The sequence below is a fragment of the Levilactobacillus fujinensis genome, from assembly GCF_003946335.1.
Classification (GTDB): Bacteria; Bacillota; Bacilli; order Lactobacillales; family Lactobacillaceae; genus Levilactobacillus; species Levilactobacillus fujinensis.
The window spans coordinates 13,471-33,552 of record NZ_RHNX01000003.1; the positions used below are offsets into that span (position 1 = coordinate 13,471).

Here is a 20,082-nt window from a genome sequence, read left to right on the forward strand (position 1 = left end):
TTTTTAGCATCTAAAGATTGAAAGTTCTAGAGCACCTAATATGACTGTTGTAACAGCAGTACTGCGACTAAAATTAGGCAACAATGGCCAGTCATCGGCTTACCGGCCGGCAGATATGGGCTGGATCGGTGCGAACACGCGCCTGAGTCCATATCTGCCGACCTCTCGGCTTACGCAGTGATCTGAGGCAACATAGACCATACCACCAGAAACGCTATTGATTTATGCCTAAACTTTAGCGACCACTTGAAATTCAGTGATTGAAATTGACGAGCACAATCAAAGCCGGAGGAGGCCAGGGATGCAGCTAGCCGTGTCGACGATGTTAGTCGGCGGTTTTTCCAGCTTACATCGTGGGACGACCTGGGAGACGCCTGATCTTGGCGGCTTTCAGGTGAGCTGGAAGCCCGTCCTTTGGCTGGAAGCGTTCCCCACGCCGGAGTGCGGCTGCTTTCACTAATTTAGCCGTGATAATTCCGACTGTCGCAAGAGTAACGCAAACATTTTGGTTTTCAACCTTTAGTAGCATGTCTCATTTATAGCATCGCCGTGGTACTATCGTCCTGATGGTTTCTTAAAGATTACATATGAATTTCTTAGAAAGACGCTCCCACCATTAAAATCCAGCGCAGGCCCCTCTGTTCATTCACCGTCTGCAAATAACCACCAACTTATCGTTGCATTTCCTGTTTTCACAATTTCATCACATTATTTTCGTTAAAATGTCCAACTTTGTTAACATAACTAATTTATACAAAGCGTATATTATAGCTGTTACATACTTTTGGGGCGTACTGGGACTTAGGGACCAGTGCCCCCTTTTTTACTATTTTGAAGGAGATGGCTCATTTGCAATTCAAACACCCTCGGCTAGTTACGCTTGCCGTAGCCTCCCTGGCAATTCTGACGGTTGGCCTCGCTGGTTGTTCCTCAAGTAACGCGTCATCCTCAAGTTACAAGATCAAGAACAACAAGGTCGCGCTAAGTACCGCCCAGATCAAGAAAAATCTGGACACCAAGATCATCACGACGCGGCAAAACGCTCAGAAGAGTTTGACAGCAACCTATAAATCTGCTGCACAAAACGACAAATATACACTGAGCGAGCCATACGTTAAGATCAATCCGTACAAGTCTTCCCCACTATCCGCACTGGTTATCTTTAAGACCAGTGACGCGGTCAAGGTCACCTACACCGTTATTGGTAAGACCGACAAGACATCCATCACCAACACGGTCAACGGTGGCTATACCAAGACGCACCAAGTTCCCGTCGTTGGCCTGTACGCCGACTACAGCAACAAGGTCAAGATCACCGCAACGACCAAGGATGGCAAGACGACGACAAAGACGCTGACCATGAAGACCAGCGCCTTGCCAAAGTACATCAAGGACGCCACCATCACCACCAAAAATGTCAAAAAGTCCAAGATGGACATTGGTAAGAACAAATTAACCATCATCAATCGGACCACAAAACAGCCCTTTGCCATTGACGCTGATGGCGCCGTTCGTTGGTACGACACGAACTATTCTCAACATACCATCGAGCAATGGACGAGCGGCCATATCATGATTCTTTCAAAGAAGAATGTGAATTCCGACGTTTATAATGATCTAATTGAAACCGACTACCTCGGCCGCGTTTACAAGGAATACGGCTTTGCCAACAAGACCAGTAGTACCGATGGTGGGGTCGAAACGACCGTCATTCACCATGACTTGGTCGAACTCCCTAACCACAACTTGTTAGCGACCGTTTCCGACGGTTCAAAGTACAAGGAAGACACGCTGATCGAAGTTTCTCACAAGACCGGAAAAATCGTGAAGGTCATTGACCTGAAGAAGATTCTGCCGAAGTCCATGTGGGAGAAATTTAAAAAGGGTTCCGATGGCAAGATCGACTGGCTGCACAATAACGCCGTGGACTACGACAAGAATGACAACTCCATCGTCCTCTCTAACCGGAATCAAGATTTAATTTTGAAGTTGGATTACAAGACCAACCACATCAAATGGCTCTACAGTGGCAAGAAGAAGTCCAGTTGGCCTAAGGCTTACCGTAAGTTCGTGTTGACACCAACCAAGGGCACCATCACAACTGGTGGGCAACACGGCTTATACCTCCTAAACAACGGTGGTAAGAACTCTGCCAACAGCGAAAACTTCATTCTCTACGACAACAACATTGACGTCACCAATGGCGATAAGAGCACGTCTGGTAAATACTCCCAAGCCGTTAAATACCACGTTAACGCTAAGAAGATGACGATCACGTCTACCTGGTCCTATGGGAAATCCCTGGGCAAGACCAACTTCACCAGCGTTATCGGTTACGCCGAACAACAAAGTAACGGTAACGTCCTGATTGACTTTGGGTTCAAGGCCGGGGGCCAACAAAGTAACATCATCGAGGTCACCAAGAGCGGCGAACAGGTCTTTAACGCCACCATGAAGAATGTGTCGGCCAAGGCCTACGCTTACCGGGCATACCGGGTGCCATTCTACACGTCTAGCTACGTCTTTGACGCGACGAAATAGCAGCGATAGTCGCTGATTTGCGACTGCGAGACTGTCATCTACCGGGGGGAGCTTGCGGGACGAAACTCCGGCTAGCCTCAGCTTGACCCGCCAGCTTCATGTCACCGATGATTCCCCCTACGCGAAACCAAACTCGTCTGCATCACACTTACTTCCATAGATTGTCGTCACCCAGAGTGGGACATAAGGCGGTTAACCAAAAGTTGCTTCTTTCAGAATTGTTAGATTCTGAAGGGAGCAACTTTTTAAGTTATGTCCCAGACCCATTCTCACATCTGGTTGGTAAGCGCTATCACTTTCAGGTAAACTAGACCTAGTAAGTTGATGTTTACGGCACCAATTAGCTGATACCCTGACTAGCCGGACGTCAACCAATCTATTCCAGAGGAGTGCTTTATATGACAAAAATTATTTTAGACTGTGACCCCGGCCATGATGACGCCATTGCGCTGATGTTGGCGCTCGCCAACCCCAAAATTGAGCTGCTCGCGGTAACGACTTCGGCCGGCAACCAGACACCGGAGAAGACGCTTAACAATGCCATGCGCCTGCTGACATTGATGCACCATCAGGAGATTCCCGTAGCCGGCGGTAACCGAACGCCGCTGTTAAAGCCGCTAGAAACGGCCGGTAACGTTCACGGTAAGTCTGGTCTCGACGGCGCCGAATTACCTGATCCTGATTTTGCCGTTCAAGATATGACCGCCATCGAACTCATCGCCAAAACGCTGCGAGAGAGTGCCGACCCCGTTACATTAGTGGTCACCGGTCCCATGACTAACGCTGCCCTCTTCCTACGCGTCTATCCCGAGCTCAAAACCAAGATCGACCGCATCGTCTATATGGGCGGTGCCATGGGCCTAGGTAACTGGACGCCGTCAGTCGAATTCAACATTTACGTCGACCCCGAGGCCGCAAAAATCGTGATGAATGCTGGGATTCCACTCACTATGGCCCCCCTGAACGTGACCCACAAGGCTCAAATTCTCAAGCCAGAAATCGAAGTTATTGGTCAAATCGACAATCCGGTCGCCCACGCCTTTTACGGTCTTCTAAACTTCTTTGAGCTGTACCATGAAAATCCTAAGTGGGGCTTTAAGGGCGCACCACTCCACGATCCTTGCACGATTGCTTGGCTCCTGCATCCCGAAATGTTCAAGAGTGACCTGATGAACGTCGATGTCGAAACCCAAGGCGAGCTGGTTCGCGGTGAGACCGTCTGCGATTACTACGAACTCACGGGTAAGCCCAAAAACACCGATGTCCTCCTCGATGTCGACCGGACCGCATTTATTCAACTGATCACGGATTCTTTAAAGACATTTAATTAACGCTAGAAACTACGTCACCACTACGGTTATCCCCGTTCAGTGGTGACGTTTTTTAGTGACTTGGTTTTTCGTAATATAAATTACGCTATACTAAATAGACAAAATATGTTGCCGAGGTGAACAAAATTGAGACAGCAAGCTTACCCCGCCCACGAACAACTTTTGTTCGGCAGTGGGCTAACTATGGTCGCTGGCGCACTAGACGCCTACTCTTATCTAGAACACGGTGAGGTCTTTGCCGGATTACAAACGGGGAACCTAATCCTCTTGGGAATCAGCTTAGGAAAGTTCCAGGTCGCCGTCGTCGGCCGTTATTTAACGGCGATGATTGCCTTCATGGTGGGCACCATGCTCATTCGCGGCCTCCAGCATTTTCTAGAAAAAAGACATGGTAATTTACAGGTCACGGTTCTCTGGATCGAACTGTTTCTGTTGGTCTGCGTGGCCATCACGACTAGCATCTTACCGGATATTGCCGTTACGGCCCTCCTATCTTTAACGGCCGCTGCAGAACTCCAGGCCTTTCGCAAATTAAAGGGCGCGCCCTTCACGCCACTGATGATGACGGGCAACTTCCGGACGGTCGCCGAGTCGCTCTTTGACGGTGTCCGTTACCGCGATAAGGCCGCCCGTACCAAGGCCACCGATACGTTGGCCGTCATGGGCAGCTTCGCTTTGGGTGCAGCCATTGTCGGATTATTTTCCAAAACGTTACGGGGCTTTACCGTTGTGATTCCAATTCTTATTTTAGTGGCGTTACTTGTTTGGCTTCGCCAGCAGACGCAACAGCGACGGTGGAAACACTAAGGCCGTCTGATTAATTTATTTTAGAAAAAGAGAGTGGGACAATCTGGGAGACGCCTGATTTTGGCGGCTTTCAGGCGAGCCGGAAGCCCGTCCTTTGGCTGGAGGCGTTCCCCACAGCCAGCGGAATCCCTGGCAGCAAGTAGTAGCGCAAACATTTGGGCTTTCAATCTTTAGTTATCAGGTTTAAGCGGAGTCGACTACCTTTTGTCCCCCGTTTCAGCACTGTAAATTCGGAGATACAAAAGGAGTCTGGGGTTTTATCCCAGACTCCTTCAATTTTTTTTAGTCACGTATCTAAAGATTGAAAGTTTCAAAACACCTATTATGCCTGCTGCAGCAAGCGTAACGCGAACATTTTAACTTTCAAAACCTATCAAAAAAGGAACGAGACTAGCTCGTTCCTTCCTGTAAACCTCTGATTGGGCTAACTGGGTTCGAACCAGTGCATCACGGGATCAAAACCCGTTGCCTTACCACTTGGCTATAGCCCAAGAATTCGGTCATTACTGACCCAACAGGATATAATTTTAGCATTTCATCTAGGGTGATTGCAAGTCCTTTTTTTGATATTTTTCGGAAAATGGCACTGAAATTAGCGCTAATAGTTGACGGTACTGGTATAAAAACGCTACCATAAAATTTGTAAACCGTTTTAATAAAATGTGAGGTGAGTCCCTTTGTCCGAAAAACCAACGATCAAAGACGTGGCACAAGCAGCTGGCGTCTCGGAAGCCACCGTTTCCCGGGCGCTGAGTCACAGTCCCCGCGTCAAACGGTCCACTCGTCAAAAGGTCCAAGAAGCCGCTAATCACCTAGGCTACCGGCCAAATAGTCTTGCCCGCGGAATTCGGGTTAAGCAGACGCATACGCTGGGAATGATTATTCCGGACATTCTCAATGATTATTTTACCCAGTTAACCCGGGAAATAGAAGACGCTGCTGGTCGTGCAGGCTATGATGTCCTCATCATGAACACGGACGAAAGCCTGACCAAGGAGGCGCACGCGCTGAATTTAATGCTGGAGAAACAAGTCGACGGCATCATCATCGCTAGTGCCGGTGGGCAGACCGACTACGCCAAAATCCTAGGAGCCACGCCGGCCATCTTCGTCGACCGCATGCCACCGGCCAATATCAAGACGCCCTACGACCGGGTCATCGTCGACAACGTCAAAGCGACCTGCCATATCGTCTCACAGCTACTAGCCCAAGGTGCTACTCGCGTGGGCATCATCAACAGTGCCGTCTCATTTACCGCAACCGAACGCCTGGCTGGCTATCAGCAGGCTCTCCGGGATAGCGGTATTGCCCGCGACAGTGCCATCGAAGTAGCCGCGCGTACCGACAACAGCAACGTGCAGCAGATGACTCGCCAGCTGCTGATCAATCAGAAGTGTGATGGCCTCTTTGTCGGCGATAACACCATTATGAAGGAGGTTCTCCGTAAATTGACCGAGCTCGACCTGCCTCATCTACAACTTGGTGGCTTTGATGACCAATTGTGGTTTGACTTCCTACCGCGCCCCATCGTTACGGCGCGTCAGCCCATCAAACAGCTCGGCCAAACCGTTGTGGCCCGGTTATTGGCCCACCTTGCCGATTCCCAACTTGTCCCCCAAGAGATTCGCTTAGACGCTAAAATTATTACGCGACAATAATCCCGAGAAATTGGCTGGCGAAGTAAGCTGCCTGTGTTTCGTTTAGCGTACACCCGACCAGGTCAAACGTCGTGGCCCGCAGCTCATCGAACTGACAGGTACTCAGATCAACCTTCTTCAAGCTAGTTTCAGAAAAGTCAGCTTTATTCAGGTTACACTGCCGAAAAACGAGTTTACTCAACTGACTCGCTAGGCAGTTGAATTCCGTCAGGTCACTCTGGTCAAACATGACTTGGGTCAACTTGGCTTCGTTCACATTGGCCAGTGCTAGGCTACAATCCGTGAATGTCACATCCTTTAACGCTGCGTGGTCGAGCGTACTCCCCATTAATTTACAATCGATGAAATGGACGCGGTAGAGGCTCGCCGCTTCGAACTGACAGTTGGCTAACGTACAGTTTTTCAAGACAACATCGGTCATCTCCAACCGGTGGAAGTCGACGTTTAAAAAGGTCATTCCCTCCAGCAAACACTGGTCAAACGTGGGGTGTTCAAGGTGGTCATTCTCCACGGTCTCCTGTTTTAGATGGCCTAACTGCAAGGTCTGGTCTTCTGCCGAATAGATGTCAGCAAAGGCGACCGCTTGTAAGGTGGATTCAAGTAACTTTGGCTGGTTCATAGGGGAACATCCTTTCGCTTTTGGTAAAAATAGTATAGCACGATTCCGATGACCGCCACAATAACTTGCGGTGTGTATCTTAAATTTAGAAGATTCCCAATTTTTATAACCGTCGCGTGTGCCAAGAGACCGTTGATTTCACTTAATCGTCTTTTAGCACACGCTTTTTAATTTGCCCTAACATTCACCAACCAAATTAACCACTAGCCCGCTAGATACGACTCTTCTAGGCATTTTGACTCACAACTCGTATACTCAGAGCTGGGGAGTAGTTTCCCCGCGCAACTGGTTTTGGTGACACCGATTGATTGGCGATTTTCGCTAGCAACTTAGAAGTTAAAAATAACTTTTGAACGACTAGGAGGGCTTTCAATGGATCACAGTCAACTTTCTCGCAAGACACAGCACCGCGCACAACCGACTCTAATGGTGGCGCAACCGCAGGCCACCACCATGATGACCGAACCAGATCTGACACTGTTAACGCAGTCAGGAACCAATTTGGCCCGCCGCACGGAACCTCCTTGCAACATCTCCGGTCAAGCCGACCTCGCTAAAGTTCTCCGCGACATTCGTCAGTGTTTACTCCTAGAGGCCGCCTATGACTGACAACATTGCGGCGTTATTTGCGGAACAGACCGCCGCCAAATTTCTCACCGCAACGCCCACTAATGGCGGCTTCATTGGCGCCGATATCGAACGCCTACTTGCTGAACGGGCCACCGTAATTTACCGCGATGTGGCCGACGCCACTTACTATGGCGCATCGATTCACCTAAAACAACAAAATTTTGCGATTCTCAATACAGCACAGTCCCTGCGGCAGCGGTACTATCACGCGGCACAGATGCTGTGGGAACTCACCGCGACCAGCTATCAAACCAACGTCACGGCTAGCACCGTCTTTACTGTCGCCATCATGTTGCCATCACGGCACACCATTGCGACCTGGCACCGACTCCGACGAAAATCCGACTCGGCTGCAATGGCCCTGGTACGGTTGGCCGACCAAACAGCTATGCCGTATCAAGTGGTTACGCAACGGTTAGCAGCCTTACAGGTACTGACGCCTAGTGATCGACTGTGCCTGTCAGAAGCGGACTGGTTAACCTGGCGGACAGCCCACCACAGTTTCCCAAGTGCTCTCGACCGACCACTTCACCTGGTTCATTTCGACCGGTTAACCACCGATGTGATGCGCTATTTGGAACATGACCAACTGACGACCAGAGATGCCGCTCGGCTCCTGGACAATGCCAATCCAGATTTGGCCCAACACTACGAAGCTCGATCCAACAGCTAACTCGCCCAATAAAATAATCGTGACGAAAACCCGCTAGAAACCAAATTTGATTTCTAGCGGGTTTTGTTAAACATTTAAACACCTACTTAGCCAAATCATACACCGCCCGCGGGCCACCAACGTACTTTGGCCGCGACCGCAATGCCGTAACGTGAGCTCCACCCAGTTCGTTGATGCTTGGTCGGACTGGGACCTGGACGAATTTAACGTGCATCCCAATTGCCGTATCGCCAATGTCTAGGCCAGCTTGAGCCACCACGTGTTCGACCTCCACGGGATCCGTGAACTGCTGGAATGCCGCCATTGAGCAGGCGCCCCCCGCATGTAGCGCCGGCACGACCGACACCATTTCAAAAGCGTGTTGCCGAGCAACGGCACGTTCGACGACCAGGCTACGGTTGATGTGCTCACAGCCCTGAACAGCCAGCTGAATGCCTAACGGATCTAGCTTTGCGCGTAATGTTTCGATGATGCGCGTTCCCACGTCCAAGCTAGAATCCTTACCAATGTAGCCGCCAACGACCTCACTCGTCGTGCATCCCAGGACAAATAGGTCGCCCGGTTGTAATTTTGCTGCGTCCAAAACGTCTTCAATAATAATATTTAATTCCGCTGTCATTTTTTCCAAATCAATTGTCATATGAACACTCCTCAAACCAGGTTGGGCTTGAATTTCACGAGACTCTCAACAATGGAGAGCGTCACGACCATCCCGAAGCCCACCTGAACTAAATTACCCACGATCGATGCCAATCCCGCCGGCCAACCGAATAAGAGGGCCGTGGCGAAGTAATAGCCGACCACCATAATAGCGCTTCCAATTAATAGTGGAAGTAACATCGTCTTAAACGACTTGGTGTGTTCTGGCGTGAAGTAACCGACCGCCAACCCTTGCAAGCCATGAATGACTAGTGAAAACAGGCACCATTCCGGATACCCCGATAGAATATCGATCAAAAAACCACTCCCGGCACCGACCATGCCACCCACCGGTCCCCCAAATAAAATGGCACTGGTGTAAATACCGACTTCACAGAGCGTGACCATTCCCTTGGTCGCCGGCACGGGAATCACGAACATAATTGATAAGCCGACCGTCATTGCAATCAAAACGGCTGCCAACGTGGTTTGTTTCAACTTTTCATTTCGCATTTTCTCTACTCCTGTCGACGACTTGCGCCCTGCCAGACACTCCCCAGTTGCTCACTGATGACAACGCCGTGATCGATACCCGCGTGGACAAACTGCTTTGCCTGGGCGACCGCTTGTGGCAAGGCCACCCCGGTTGCTAACAGCGCCGTGATCGCCGCGGAAAACGTGCACCCGGCGCCATCCGTCGTCTTTTTTTGAATTTTAGGTTCCTCAAACCAATACTCCTCTTCGCCATATCGTAAATAGTCGACGGCGACCGTCCCTGCCAAGCGACTGCCGCCCTTGACGACCACGTTTGGGCACCCCAACGTTTGGATGCGTTGAGCCGCCGTACGCATTTGCTCGCGCGTTGTGATCGGTGCTAACCCACTGAGTTGTGCCGCCTCATCCAGATTGGGGGTGGTCACGTAGGCCAGTGGTAAGAGTCGCTGTCGTAATGCTGCTATGTAGTCCGCCGCCAAGTCCGTGGCGCCCTCCTTGAATACCAAAACGGGATCCACGACCAGCCAAACTGGGAACTGTCGTAACTGCGCGCACACGAGATCTAATGTTGTCACGTCACCCAACAAACCCGTTTTCACGAAACGGACCGGTAACTGTGACAGAATCGACGTCAACTGTTGGTTAATCACCTCGGGTGCCAATTGCGCCAATGCCACCTTCCCCGGTAAGATGCTCGCAACACTGGTGATTGCGCTGACGCCAAACACGTCGAGTTCCTCGAACGTTTTCAAATCAGCCTGAATTCCGCCCCCAGCAAGACTATCCGCGCCAGCAATGGTCAAAACGTTTTCCATCCGCTCGCCTCCCCTCACTCTCAAGTATCGCGCACTTTACAGCGACAACAACCGCCAATTGGCTTGTTTTTAATCCAGCCAATTATTATACTAAGAGGGAGCACAGCCATCCACTTTGAAAGAAGGCCTTCCCATGCCCAATTGGTACACGGATCTCCCAGATATCAAGCCAAAATACTTAGCCATCAGTCAATTGATCACCAGTCTGATTCAAGAAGACCGTCTGTTGCCCAGCCAACGATTACCCGCCGAACGCGAACTTGCTAAATTACTCAAGGTTGACCGTTCCACCGTCAGTCGGGCCTTCCAGGAGTTGACGGCAAATGGTCTCCTCGTCAAAAAAGGCGGCAGTGGCACCTTCGTCGCGCCCGTTCCGACCGTCAACACACTCCCCGACAAAATCAACTGGGGCCAATACTTACGCAACACCACGACCAGCCATTCCCTCATTCAACGTAAACTCACCCAAGCCCGGGCTCTCAATCCCCATTTGATCGACGGGGCCGCCAATGAACTGCCGATGAATCTGATTCCGCAGCTAGGTGATCTGCAATTAAACTGGCAAGACTTTCTGTTAGCGCAACGCCAAGAACAGGATGCGGGCTACCTGCCACTGATTCAGACGCTAGAACGTCATCACACCCAGCGTCACCAGTTCCATACCGATCGTCAAACGCTCCTCATCACCGGTGGAGCACAACAGGCCCTGCTACTGATTCTGAGCAGCCTGCTTAAGATTGGCGATGCCGTTGCCTTCACAAAACCCTCCTATTTTGCAACCAGCGCTGTCTTTAAGACCCTTGGCGTTCGGCCATTTACCATCCCGTTAACGGCGACCGGACTGGATATCAACGGGTTAGAGAAGCTGATTCGCCAACATCGCATCAAGCTCCTCCTGTTAAACCCCACCTTTCAAAATCCAACGGGGCTCCTCCTGTCGCTTGAACAGCGGCAGCGAATCATCAAGCTCTGTCAAAAGTATCAGGTTGCCATCGTGGAAGATGACGTGTTTGGCTGGCTCAGTACCCGCCAAGATGCTCTGCCCACGCTAAAAGCACTCGCACCACAGAATGTGATCTACATCAGTTCCCTGTCCAAATTACTGGGGTCGAGTACGCGCTTAGGCTGGATCGTTGCGCCAGACGCCATCGGTCAGCGCCTGTTACAGGTCCAAAAGCGGCTCGATATCGTCCCCAGTATGCTCGCCCAAGTCATGGCCAATCTCGCATTGACGGCAGATGCATTTGACCCGGGGATAGCTCTACTGACTAAAGAGCTCGCCCAACGACGCCAAGCGACCGTTGCCATTTTTCGCGAAATGCGCCCCAACTGGCAGTTCATCACACCCCAGGGTGGCTTTTACCTTTGGGTCACGCAAACCGATTCCGCTATCTTTGACCACTTGCTAGATCATCAGATCCTGGTTAAACCCGGCACGCTATATGGCGCACCCAAAACGGCTTTCCGCTTCAACTTCGCCGGCATCGACCTGGCGCAGCAACAGCGGTTACGCGACCTACTGCTGTAAAATAAATACCTGCCGTCTGCCAACGATTCCACTTGCAGTTGAGATTGTCTCCAGCCAAAGGACGAGATTCCAGCACAGTTTATACCCAACTACTTCAGTCACAAAAAAATCAGCTTACCGGTGAGGTGGTAAGCTGATTTTTTGCTGATTATTTAGGTTCATTGGGACCGAGGTCCCAAGTCACACACTACTTTAAGATTTGGCAGAACTCAATGGTTTCATGGTTCGGCCCGAGGATGTTGAAGAAACGAATGCCCTTTTCCCAGAAGGTTGGGATGGCTTGAACCTCATCATTGACCAGGTCTAAGCCCTGCTCTTTGGCGGCGGCAAAGGCGGCATCGACGTCGGTGGTGTTCAGCGAAATATGGTTGATGGCACCGGCCGTCGGATTAGTCGGGTCGCCTTCCCAGGTCTCAATCGTCAAGTTGCCGAGCCGCATGAAGGCACAGCGGTTTTCACCGTTGGGGAACAAGCCAGCTGGTTCGAAGCCGAGTGATTCGTAAAAAGCCATTGTCTTGTCTAAATCCGCCGTGGGAATCCCCACGTGTTGAATTCCAGTAATAAAATCATGAACTGCCATGTTTAACTGACTCCTTTTTTAATACAATCGGTAACGTTATTAATGAGTCGCTCGCAAGCTTGTCGGAACAACCCCTTCAAGTCGTTGGCCCAAAACGTTGTTATTCTGCAGGTCAGGCCACCTTGTCTAGAACACTATTTCCCGACATCGACGGCTTGGTGCTTCAGGTGAGGGAAAATAACCTTGTCAGCGATTCCCGTGATGCCACCTTGCGCGAGGAAGGCAAACACCGTTCCCAACCCAAAATTCGTGAATTGACGAGTGATCACCAACGCAACGATGGCCATAATGGTCGGCGGAATGTAAGACGCCCACATTGCTTTAGCAGCTTGCCCCTTGAAGTAACGGAAGCGCAAAATCTGCATCAAGTCATCAGCCGGGTGAAGGACCAAGTTGACCCGTTGATAGATGGAGATAGCCACGGCGATAAACGCCACCCCCAAGAAGTTCAAAGCCACATAGAAGATAACCATTCCTGTGCTCCGCGCATCCGGTAGGCCCGCAAAGATTGCCGGGTACTTACCATCGAAGAAGTCCTCAAACACTTGAATCAAAGCGGAGAACGGTACCATGAAAACCATGTTACCGGCGATTCGTTTCCAATCCCAGTGGTGAATCAAGATGGCATTTAGTACCGCCGTCAAGAAACCCATGATCAGGAACGCCCAGAATAGATTCCAGTGAAACGCGGTCCCTAAGTTGGCCTCGGCTGCGGACCAGTACGCTGCCCCCAAAAATGAGGGGTGAATCTTGGCACTAGTGACCAGCGTTAATACGTTACCAGCCGAGTTGATGACCAACGACAGGACGAAAAAGGCAATTGCCTTTGACATTGAAAGGGTTCGTTCACTTGTCGCTTCCATCGGCGCTGCTCCTTCGTTGAAATTGCTTGCTGCTTCAGCTCTCACATTAATCCCTTACCTTTTTTGACTAGTCGCTAACTTTAACAACTGCCTTGCTGACGCCTTTAACCTTACCGTTTAAGACGTCTTCGACTTGTTCCAACGTAACTTCATGGCTGATCAAAGATTCAACGTCCATTTCACCACTAGCTAATAAGGCAATGGCGTCTTTGAAGGCGTATGGGTTGATGAAGGCCCCTTGAATCTTCAGTTGCTTTTGGTAAACTTCATAAGTGTTCATGGAGAAGGTTTGGTCTGGCTTTCCCACACCAAACATCAAGACTTGTGCACCCTTCTTAGTGGCTTCAACCGCTTGTTCTTGCGTTTGTGGTAACCCTACGGCTTCGATGACCACGTCGTAATCAGCTGGAATACTGTCACGCGTTGTGTTGTAAGTGTTGGTAACCCCGAATTTTTCCTTGTTGAAGGCTAACTTTTCGTCGATGATCCCAGCAAAATCGACCTGGTGCACGCCATATGCTTGAAGTAATTGCACGAACAATTGCCCCATGAAGCCATCGCCAATAACCAAAGCCTTTTGATAGGGCTTAACGTCTAACAGGCTCATACCGTGAACCGCACAAGATACAGGTTCCGTGGTGGCAGCGGCCTTTAAGGACAAGCTGTCAGGAATAGGGTAAACGACGGATGCAGGTGCTGTGAAGGACTTTTCCAACCCACCATCGCGGGTCACCCCAACGGCAGATAAGTTGTCACACAGTTCAGGACGGTCGGTTCTGCAGTAGTCACATTGGCCACAGTAGATGTTCGGGTCAACGGTGACCCGGTCGCCAATCTTAACGTTGGTCACGTTCTTGCCAATAGCGGCAACGATCCCGGAGTTTTCATGACCCAAAACGACTGGTGGCACAGCGTTAGCGGAACCAGGAAGGCCAGCGTAAAGTGCCCGGTCAGTCCCACAGATACCAGCGTAAGCAGTGTTGACTAAGACCTCGTCAGGCTTAACTTCTGGTTCTGGCAAATCCTGAATTTCCATCTTTTTAGTTCCAGTTAATACTAAGGCTTTCATAAAATAAGCGCTCCCTTTTAATTATTTGTTATATTCATTCAAGGCTAAGGCGAAATCGCCTAGCGTGGCTGAGCCGTTGTTCTCAACCGCTGGCATCACGATGTAATCGGTCAACTTGCCAACGTCCACGTAATGGTTCAATAGCTTGTCGAACTCGGCACGAACCTTGACTAAGAAGGCTTCACTAACCACACCACCACCGAAGATGATCTTGTCGGGCCGCAACATCAACGTTTCCTGCAAGGCCGCTTGGGCCACATAGTACGCCATGATGTCCCAGACGTGATTAGTCAACGGCACGTCTTTACCGGGTTTCCCCAGTCGCGCGTCAAACGTTGGTCCACTGACCAGACCTTCCAAGCAGTCGCCGTGAAATGGGCAAATACCAGGGAAGTTCAAATCATCGGGGTGCCGCTTCAACCGTACGTGTCCCATTTCGGGATGGCCGAGGCTCCCCACGAAATGGCCATCGATAACGGCACCGGCACCGACGCCAGTGCCAATGGTGAAGTAGACTAAGGAATCAATCTTTTCATTGAACAGCGTAGACATGATGTATTCGCCATAAGCCGACCCGTTAACATCGGACGTCCAGTACATCGGCACGTCCAAGTCTTTCTTCAGACGACCAATGAAGTCGGTGTTCGACCAGCCCTTCTTCGGGGTATCGGTAATGTAGCCGTACTTCGGCGAATTATGCCGCAGTTCGATTGGGCCAAATGATGAGACCGCAATGGCCTTGATCTCGGGAAACTTTTTAAAATAAGCGATTGATTTGCTCAAAGTCTCTTCCGGGGTGGTCGTGGGAATCACAACCTTGTCCAGCGTACGGTAGTCTTCGTTACCAACCGCACAAACGAACTTTGTGCCCCCGGCTTCAATACTGCCAAGTTGCATACTTGTTACCTCCATAATTGCCAGCGAGCTGACCCGCAGCAAAGTTTTTTTAATAACGCTCTTCGTGACCGCTACAGTCATTCTTAAATCGCTTACAGTATATCAAGTGTGGCCCAGCGAATTAAAGGGATTTTCGCCACCTTGGTTTTCAGAAAAGACTGTTTAAACACGTGTTGCCGGAAATGTAATCGTTTGTATTTTTCGTGATATAAGTCACTTAACGGGGGATTCAAGCGTGAAAATCGTCATTTTGGGAAGCGCTTACATTTTAGTTCCAACTTATTTATATGATTAAAGAATAATCAATCGTTCACCCGAACGACGAAGTTTCAGTACCAACGCTTAAAGTTAACTGGTTTGTTGATAAGGTCCAGAATAATTCAGCCAGGTAAAAATATGGCGGTCGGTGTACGCGCAATTCTCCCCAATTTAACAGTGAAGCGCATAGTCTTGACCAAAACCAGTCCAATGTGCTAAGCTATCATCATCGAAAAAAACCGAATACTTTTGTTCTCTAGGGTTCCGCCGCAAGGGTCTGGTCCGAGAGGGAACCTGTGGTTATTGCCACAGACACGGAAGGGAAAAAGCCTGGGAGATTTTGTCGTTAGCGACAGAATTTCTCAGGCCTTTTTTGTAATTTCGGTCAATTAAAGGAGGAACTTATCATGTGGAAACATTGGCTCACCGTTGTTCTCGGCGCCATCTTTGAAGTGAGTTGGGTAGTCGGTTTCAAGCACGCCAGCACCCTGCTCGAATGGGGGGCGACCGCCGTTGCCGTTTACCTCAGCTTCTACTTTTTGATCCGCGCTAGCCGCCACATTCCGGCGGGGACCGCCTACGCCGTCTTCGTTGGCCTGGGGACCTTGGGCACCACTACCTTAGGCATGGTGGCGTTTGGCGAGCCCGTTAGTTGGGCGAAAATCGGCTTGATTCTCTTACTCTTGATTGGCATCGGTGGCCTGCAAACGATCACCGAGAAAGGAGCTGACTAACCATGGCTTGGCTATACCTAATCTTAGCTGGACTCAGCGAAATGCTGGGCGTGACCTTCATGAACTGGGCCCTACACCAACGAAAATGGTGGTTATGGGGATTGATGATTTTGACATTTACGCTGAGTTTCGGTGGTCTCGAACTGGCGTTACAAACCTTACCAATGGGGACCGCCTACGCGATTTGGACCGGAATCGGCGCGGCCGGTGGTGTAATTACCGGCATGCTGTTCTTTGGTGAATCCAAGGACTGGCGTAAACTGCTGTGGGTCGTCGTCATTTTGACCGCCGTTATGGGGCTGAAGCTCATTAGTTAAGTGGTCGCACCAGATTATACCAGGTTTCCCCAGCATGACTGGACGCAGACACGCCCTCATTGACGTACCCGTGACTTTCGTAAAATGGCACCAATTTTTCTAGACAGGTCAGCGTAATGGCCTCACGATGTTGGTTAAACGCCACCACCGCAAGGGCTTCCAGCAATTGACCCGCAATCCCCTCGTGACGATGCAACGGACTGACAGCCAGGCTCAACACTGTCTGATAGGCGTCACCAGCCGTATTTGGCGTGGATTTTTCAAACAGCGCGTCGGTTAAATAACGCTGGTCGAACGCGGGACCGACCACGTAACCAGCAACCGTTTTCCCTTGTTTAGCGACTAAAAAGGTGTCTGGAATCAGCTGAATTCGTTCGGCCATACTGGCTTCAGTTGCGGCCTCCGCGGGCGAAAAACCGGCATTTTCAATGGTCATAATTTGTGATAGATCTTGTGGTTGTGCGGGTTGAATAAGTGTCATGGGACGGTTACCTCCTGAAAATTAATATCAGAATTAGTATACCTTGAAAGTTAACGATGGACTAGGAATACAAGGAAATTTATGCTACTAACTGAAGGTTGAAAGTCAAAATGCTTATTCTACTCTTGCAACCGTAGGAATTGTCACCGCTAAATTAGTGGTACTGGTCGCACTCCGGCTGCCAGGGATTCCGCTGGCTGTGGGGAACGCTTCCAGCCAAAGGACGGGCTTCCAGCTCGCCTGAAAGCCGCCAAGATCAGGCGTCTCCCAGGTCGTCTCACACCGACAAAGGTCTCCTGTTGATCATATTAGCGATTATTTCAGCGTTATTTCCACCAGTTGGCATCATCTGGGTCATCATGATTCTGGTCAGTCTCGTTAGCACCTATGTTCTCATCAGTGACAATTGGCTTCGTCCCTCAAGTACGACCGCTTACAGCGTCAAATAGGCTATTTCCGCTGAAGGTCTGTCCAGTGTTCCCGCGTCAAAATATAGAGGGCAAGCTGTTCATCCCCCACTGAAATCGGTTGCTTAAAGGTAAAGCCGAGTTTTTCAGCAACCCGTTGCCCCCGCTCATTAGCAGGATTGACACCGGCAGCTAATTTTGACAGGTTCAGCGTGAGAAAAGCGTACTGCGTCACGGCTTGAGCCGCCTCGGTCGCGATACCATGACCCCAGTGATCGCGCACGAGCCGCCACCCAATTTTGACTAATGTTGGGTTTCCTTCGACCGGTGTCAGCATAATCCAGCCTAGAAACTGCGACGGATCATCCTGCGAATAAATTGACCAGTAGCCAAGGCCGTTGCCATACTGACGTTCAATTCGTCGCTTTACATAGGTCACGTGGCGTGGCGACCCGTCCCAAACTCCGTAAATGAACTCCGTGACCGCTTGGCTCTGATCCAATTCTACGCTAGCTGTTAGATCGGCTAGTGTCCGCTCCCGTAAAATCAGCCGTTCGGTGGCTAAACTAGGTAATGCCATTACTTTTTCTGTCATGGGTCGTGCTCCTCTCTTGCTGATTCTTGCTCACCTTTTACTTAAGTTCAGTATAGCCTTTTTGGTGGCTTTTGGTTCGTAAACCGAATTTGTTAACTATCAAATGGATCTCACCCTCAATGACTGTCGGGCACATTTGTTTTGCAGCGTTGTATGACGGGACATTACGTAGACAATGATAATTGCTTAGTTCCAGATGGCGGCCTAAGTTTGGCCTAGGTCTTTGAACATAATATTCCGAGTCTGGCGGCTTCCGAAACGTGTCACTACCGGGCAGCCGGTTCCGCTTAACAACGCTAAGCACCGGACTGCCCTTTCAAACTATTCTGTCTTGGACCATTAAGCTTGATTCTTCGAACATAATATCCCAAGTCTGGCAACTTCCGAAACGTGCGCCACAAGGCAGGTTCCTGCGCTTAACTTCAATAAGCACCGGACTGAGTTTGCCTTTCAGGTTTCACTGTGTTAGACCGAGTTTGGCTTGGTTCCCATCTGCTGATATCCAGGTCCTGGCGGCTTCCGAAACGTGCCACTACCGGGCAGCCGGTTCCGCTTAACAACGCTAAGCACCGGACTGCCCTTTCAAACTATTCTGTCTTAGACCATTAAGCTTGGTTCTTCGAACATAATATCCCAAGTCTGGCAACTTCCGAAACGTGCGCCACAAGGCAGGTTCCTGCGCTTAACTTCAATAAGTACCGGACTGAGTTTGCCTTTCAGGTTTCACTGTGTTAGACCGTTTGGCTTGGTTCCCATCTGCTGATATCCAGGTCCTGGCGGCTTCCGAAACGTGCCACTACCGGGCAGCCGGTTCCGCTTAACAACGCTAAGCGAACACCCCAAAACCAGGGGTATTCACTTAGCGCCGTTAATGCTCGCCAGCTAAACGCCCTTCGTAGCACTCTTTTACACAAAAAGCCCTCCCCAGCTGCATGATCACTGGTGAGGGCTCTTATTTTAATCATCATGTGCGGGCAAGCCATCTTCATCTTTCCCTAGCAACTATGACGGTTAAGACCTAATTATTTAGCCAAGTTAGCGCCCTTGTCCACGTAGTACATGGAGCCGATAAGACCCTTAACTTGGAGCTTACCGTTCTTGTAAGTCAAACGCGTAACCGCAGCGTTCTTCAATGGGGCACCTGTGTAGTTAGCACCCTTCAACGTTGACAAGTATTCGTTGATGGACATCCCAGAACTAACAACCAATGCGTTACCGCCGCCTTGCTTCTTAGTAGCCTTGGCAATGGTCAACAGTTCCTTACCCATCCGGGCTTCAACTTGTTGTGAGCTTTCAGCACGGTCGCCTGCAACTAACTTCGTCTTTTGACTGTCTTGTTGGTCCAAGGTGTAGTAAGCATCTTGTAACTTCGTCCAGTAGTCCTTACCTTGAGCGGCCATCATTTCGTCACCGCTCTTGTAGCCGTATACGCCAGCAATCAAGGCATTGTCAGTTGCGATACTATCGCCTTCAAAGCTACCGTAGCCGCCTTCACGCAAGTATTTTGACGTGTTGACCTTAACCTTCGAGTTACCAGAGTACTTGAGGGCTTGCTTAGCAGTTACTTGTTGCCGGGTTAAGTTCCCTGCGTAAGCAACCTTGAAAGTCTTGCCCTTCAAGCCACGGCCCAAGTTGTTCGCAACGGCAACACCGTTACTGGTCAATGGGAAGTCGCTCCAACCTTGAACACGGCCCATGACGTTCCCAGTCGTTTCACCATGCCGGGTCAAGTAGATTGTTACTGGCTTAGCAGCAGCTTTCTTCTTGGCTGCTTGTGCGGATGACGGTGCACCCACCATAGCAACTGCCCCTGCTGTTACTGCCAAAATCCCAAGTACCTTACTGAACTTCATCATAAATCTCCTCCGATTATGTATGTAGTTGTGGACGATTACGTCGGGGGTCAATCGTTTTACTTAGTGTGATTGTTTCCCATTTCGGAACCGCTTACATGTATTAATCTAGCACAAACTGATGGCTTCCACAAGCTTAAATCACTAAAAAGAACAGGTGTTCAAATGTTTAGGCCCCACTTGATAATCAAATTTAGCCCTTGTTTTGCTTCCCTATTGGCTAGTAACCCGCGTGCTTACCCCCAAAAACCTCAGAGAAAACTTTTTCTGGTCGCGCAAAAAACGCCCAGTG

Annotated in this window: 21 protein-coding genes, 1 tRNA gene and 1 riboswitch; of the genes, 10 read left to right on the top strand and 12 right to left on the bottom strand. The window is 50.1% G+C overall.

The annotated features are described in order from the left end of the window. Positions 1–40 precede the first annotated feature (40 nt). From EKM89_RS13980 to EKM89_RS01575, 4 genes are all read left to right on the top strand, one after another. Complete coding sequence (locus tag EKM89_RS13980; protein ID WP_164510472.1) at positions 41–181, top strand: hypothetical protein; 141 nt, start codon at positions 41–43, stop codon at positions 179–181. Positions 182–840: 659 nt separating this feature from the next. Next, the gene (locus EKM89_RS01565) at positions 841–2,541 is read left to right on the top strand and encodes an aryl-sulfate sulfotransferase (RefSeq protein WP_164510473.1); all 1,701 of its coding nucleotides are present in this window, start codon (positions 841–843) and stop codon (positions 2,539–2,541) included. 398 nt (positions 2,542–2,939) lie between these two features. Further along, entirely contained in the window at positions 2,940–3,872 is a 933-nt protein-coding gene (gene rihA / locus EKM89_RS01570; RefSeq protein WP_125685409.1) for a pyrimidine-specific ribonucleoside hydrolase RihA, read from the top strand. 126 nt (positions 3,873–3,998) lie between these two features. Beyond that, positions 3,999–4,679: a YoaK family protein gene (locus EKM89_RS01575; RefSeq protein WP_125685410.1), complete on the top strand. Its 681-nt coding sequence runs from the start codon at positions 3,999–4,001 to the stop codon at positions 4,677–4,679. 419 nt (positions 4,680–5,098) lie between these two features. Here the strand turns inward: EKM89_RS01575 and EKM89_RS01580 are convergent. After that, positions 5,099–5,170: transfer RNA gene (locus EKM89_RS01580), tRNA-Gln, on the bottom strand. A 186-nt stretch (positions 5,171–5,356) separates the two neighbouring features. Here EKM89_RS01580 and EKM89_RS01585 point away from each other — a divergent pair. Further along, positions 5,357–6,337, top strand: a complete 981-nt coding sequence (locus tag EKM89_RS01585) for a LacI family DNA-binding transcriptional regulator (RefSeq protein ID WP_125685411.1) — start codon at positions 5,357–5,359, stop codon at positions 6,335–6,337. On the opposite strand, the gene EKM89_RS01590 is transcribed toward EKM89_RS01585, so the two are convergent. After that, on the bottom strand, positions 6,324–6,956 hold the full coding sequence (locus EKM89_RS01590; protein WP_125685412.1) for a pentapeptide repeat-containing protein: 633 nt from the start codon (positions 6,954–6,956) through the stop codon (positions 6,324–6,326). The two genes, EKM89_RS01585 and EKM89_RS01590, sit on opposite strands and share 14 nt — an antisense overlap. Before the next feature lie 372 nt (positions 6,957–7,328). On the opposite strand from EKM89_RS01590, the gene EKM89_RS01595 reads away from it, so the two are divergent. Together EKM89_RS01595 and EKM89_RS01600 are read left to right on the top strand one after the other, a co-directional pair. Further along, a complete protein-coding gene (locus EKM89_RS01595) occupies positions 7,329–7,565 on the top strand; it encodes a hypothetical protein (RefSeq protein WP_125685413.1) in 237 nt (78 codons plus the stop codon). Continuing rightward, positions 7,558–8,259, top strand: a complete 702-nt coding sequence (locus EKM89_RS01600) for a hypothetical protein (RefSeq protein WP_125685414.1) — start codon at positions 7,558–7,560, stop codon at positions 8,257–8,259. Before EKM89_RS01595 ends, EKM89_RS01600 begins: the two co-directional genes overlap by 8 nt. Positions 8,260–8,341: 82 nt before the next feature. On the opposite strand, the gene EKM89_RS01605 is transcribed toward EKM89_RS01600, so the two are convergent. Genes EKM89_RS01605 through thiD form a run of 3 tightly spaced genes read right to left on the bottom strand, consistent with a single transcriptional unit; the run spans position 8,342 to position 10,208 of the window. Continuing rightward, positions 8,342–8,899, bottom strand: coding sequence for a TIGR01440 family protein (locus tag EKM89_RS01605; protein WP_125685415.1), 558 nt, complete (start codon positions 8,897–8,899; stop codon positions 8,342–8,344). A gap of 11 nt (positions 8,900–8,910) precedes the next feature. Then, the gene (locus tag EKM89_RS01610) at positions 8,911–9,411 is read right to left on the bottom strand and encodes an ECF transporter S component (RefSeq protein WP_125685416.1); all 501 of its coding nucleotides are present in this window, start codon (positions 9,409–9,411) and stop codon (positions 8,911–8,913) included. A 5-nt stretch (positions 9,412–9,416) separates the two neighbouring features. Further along, the gene (gene thiD, locus EKM89_RS01615; RefSeq protein ID WP_125685417.1) at positions 9,417–10,208 is read right to left on the bottom strand and encodes a bifunctional hydroxymethylpyrimidine kinase/phosphomethylpyrimidine kinase; all 792 of its coding nucleotides are present in this window, start codon (positions 10,206–10,208) and stop codon (positions 9,417–9,419) included. A 133-nt stretch (positions 10,209–10,341) separates the two neighbouring features. On the opposite strand from thiD, the gene EKM89_RS01620 reads away from it, so the two are divergent. Continuing rightward, entirely contained in the window at positions 10,342–11,736 is a 1,395-nt protein-coding gene (locus EKM89_RS01620; protein WP_125685418.1) for an aminotransferase-like domain-containing protein, read from the top strand. Between the two features lie 187 nt (positions 11,737–11,923). Here EKM89_RS01620 and EKM89_RS01625 read toward each other — a convergent pair whose 3' ends face one another. The 4 genes from EKM89_RS01625 to scrK all read right to left on the bottom strand — a co-directional run bounded on the left by EKM89_RS01625 (position 11,924) and on the right by scrK (position 15,145). After that, a complete protein-coding gene (locus tag EKM89_RS01625) occupies positions 11,924–12,316 on the bottom strand; it encodes a VOC family protein (RefSeq protein ID WP_125685419.1) in 393 nt (130 codons plus the stop codon). A 134-nt stretch (positions 12,317–12,450) separates the two neighbouring features. Beyond that, on the bottom strand, positions 12,451–13,179 hold the full coding sequence (locus tag EKM89_RS01630) for a fructose permease (protein ID WP_164510474.1): 729 nt from the start codon (positions 13,177–13,179) through the stop codon (positions 12,451–12,453). Positions 13,180–13,246: 67 nt separating this feature from the next. Then, on the bottom strand, positions 13,247–14,248 hold the full coding sequence (locus EKM89_RS01635) for a zinc-dependent alcohol dehydrogenase family protein (protein WP_125685421.1): 1,002 nt from the start codon (positions 14,246–14,248) through the stop codon (positions 13,247–13,249). Positions 14,249–14,269: 21 nt separating this feature from the next. Further along, positions 14,270–15,145: a fructokinase ScrK gene (gene scrK / locus EKM89_RS01640; RefSeq protein ID WP_125685422.1), complete on the bottom strand. Its 876-nt coding sequence runs from the start codon at positions 15,143–15,145 to the stop codon at positions 14,270–14,272. Positions 15,146–15,648: 503 nt separating this feature from the next. After that, positions 15,649–15,742: riboswitch (guanidine-I (ykkC/yxkD leader) on the top strand. A 68-nt stretch (positions 15,743–15,810) separates the two neighbouring features. Here scrK and EKM89_RS01645 point away from each other — a divergent pair. Continuing rightward, entirely contained in the window at positions 15,811–16,137 is a 327-nt protein-coding gene (locus tag EKM89_RS01645; protein ID WP_125685423.1) for a DMT family transporter, read from the top strand. 2 nt (positions 16,138–16,139) lie between these two features. Further along, positions 16,140–16,454, top strand: coding sequence for a DMT family transporter (locus EKM89_RS01650; RefSeq protein WP_125685424.1), 315 nt, complete (start codon positions 16,140–16,142; stop codon positions 16,452–16,454). Here the strand turns inward: EKM89_RS01650 and EKM89_RS01655 are convergent. The 3 genes from EKM89_RS01655 to EKM89_RS01665 all read right to left on the bottom strand — a co-directional run bounded on the left by EKM89_RS01655 (position 16,447) and on the right by EKM89_RS01665 (position 19,793). Next, the gene (locus EKM89_RS01655; protein ID WP_125685425.1) at positions 16,447–16,935 is read right to left on the bottom strand and encodes a GNAT family N-acetyltransferase; all 489 of its coding nucleotides are present in this window, start codon (positions 16,933–16,935) and stop codon (positions 16,447–16,449) included. The genes EKM89_RS01650 and EKM89_RS01655 overlap by 8 nt on opposite strands. Before the next feature lie 450 nt (positions 16,936–17,385). Further along, a complete protein-coding gene (locus EKM89_RS01660) occupies positions 17,386–17,937 on the bottom strand; it encodes a GNAT family N-acetyltransferase (RefSeq protein WP_125685426.1) in 552 nt (183 codons plus the stop codon). A 1,022-nt stretch (positions 17,938–18,959) separates the two neighbouring features. Beyond that, the gene (locus EKM89_RS01665; RefSeq protein ID WP_225421789.1) at positions 18,960–19,793 is read right to left on the bottom strand and encodes a histidine phosphatase family protein; all 834 of its coding nucleotides are present in this window, start codon (positions 19,791–19,793) and stop codon (positions 18,960–18,962) included. Positions 19,794–20,082 lie beyond the last annotated feature (289 nt).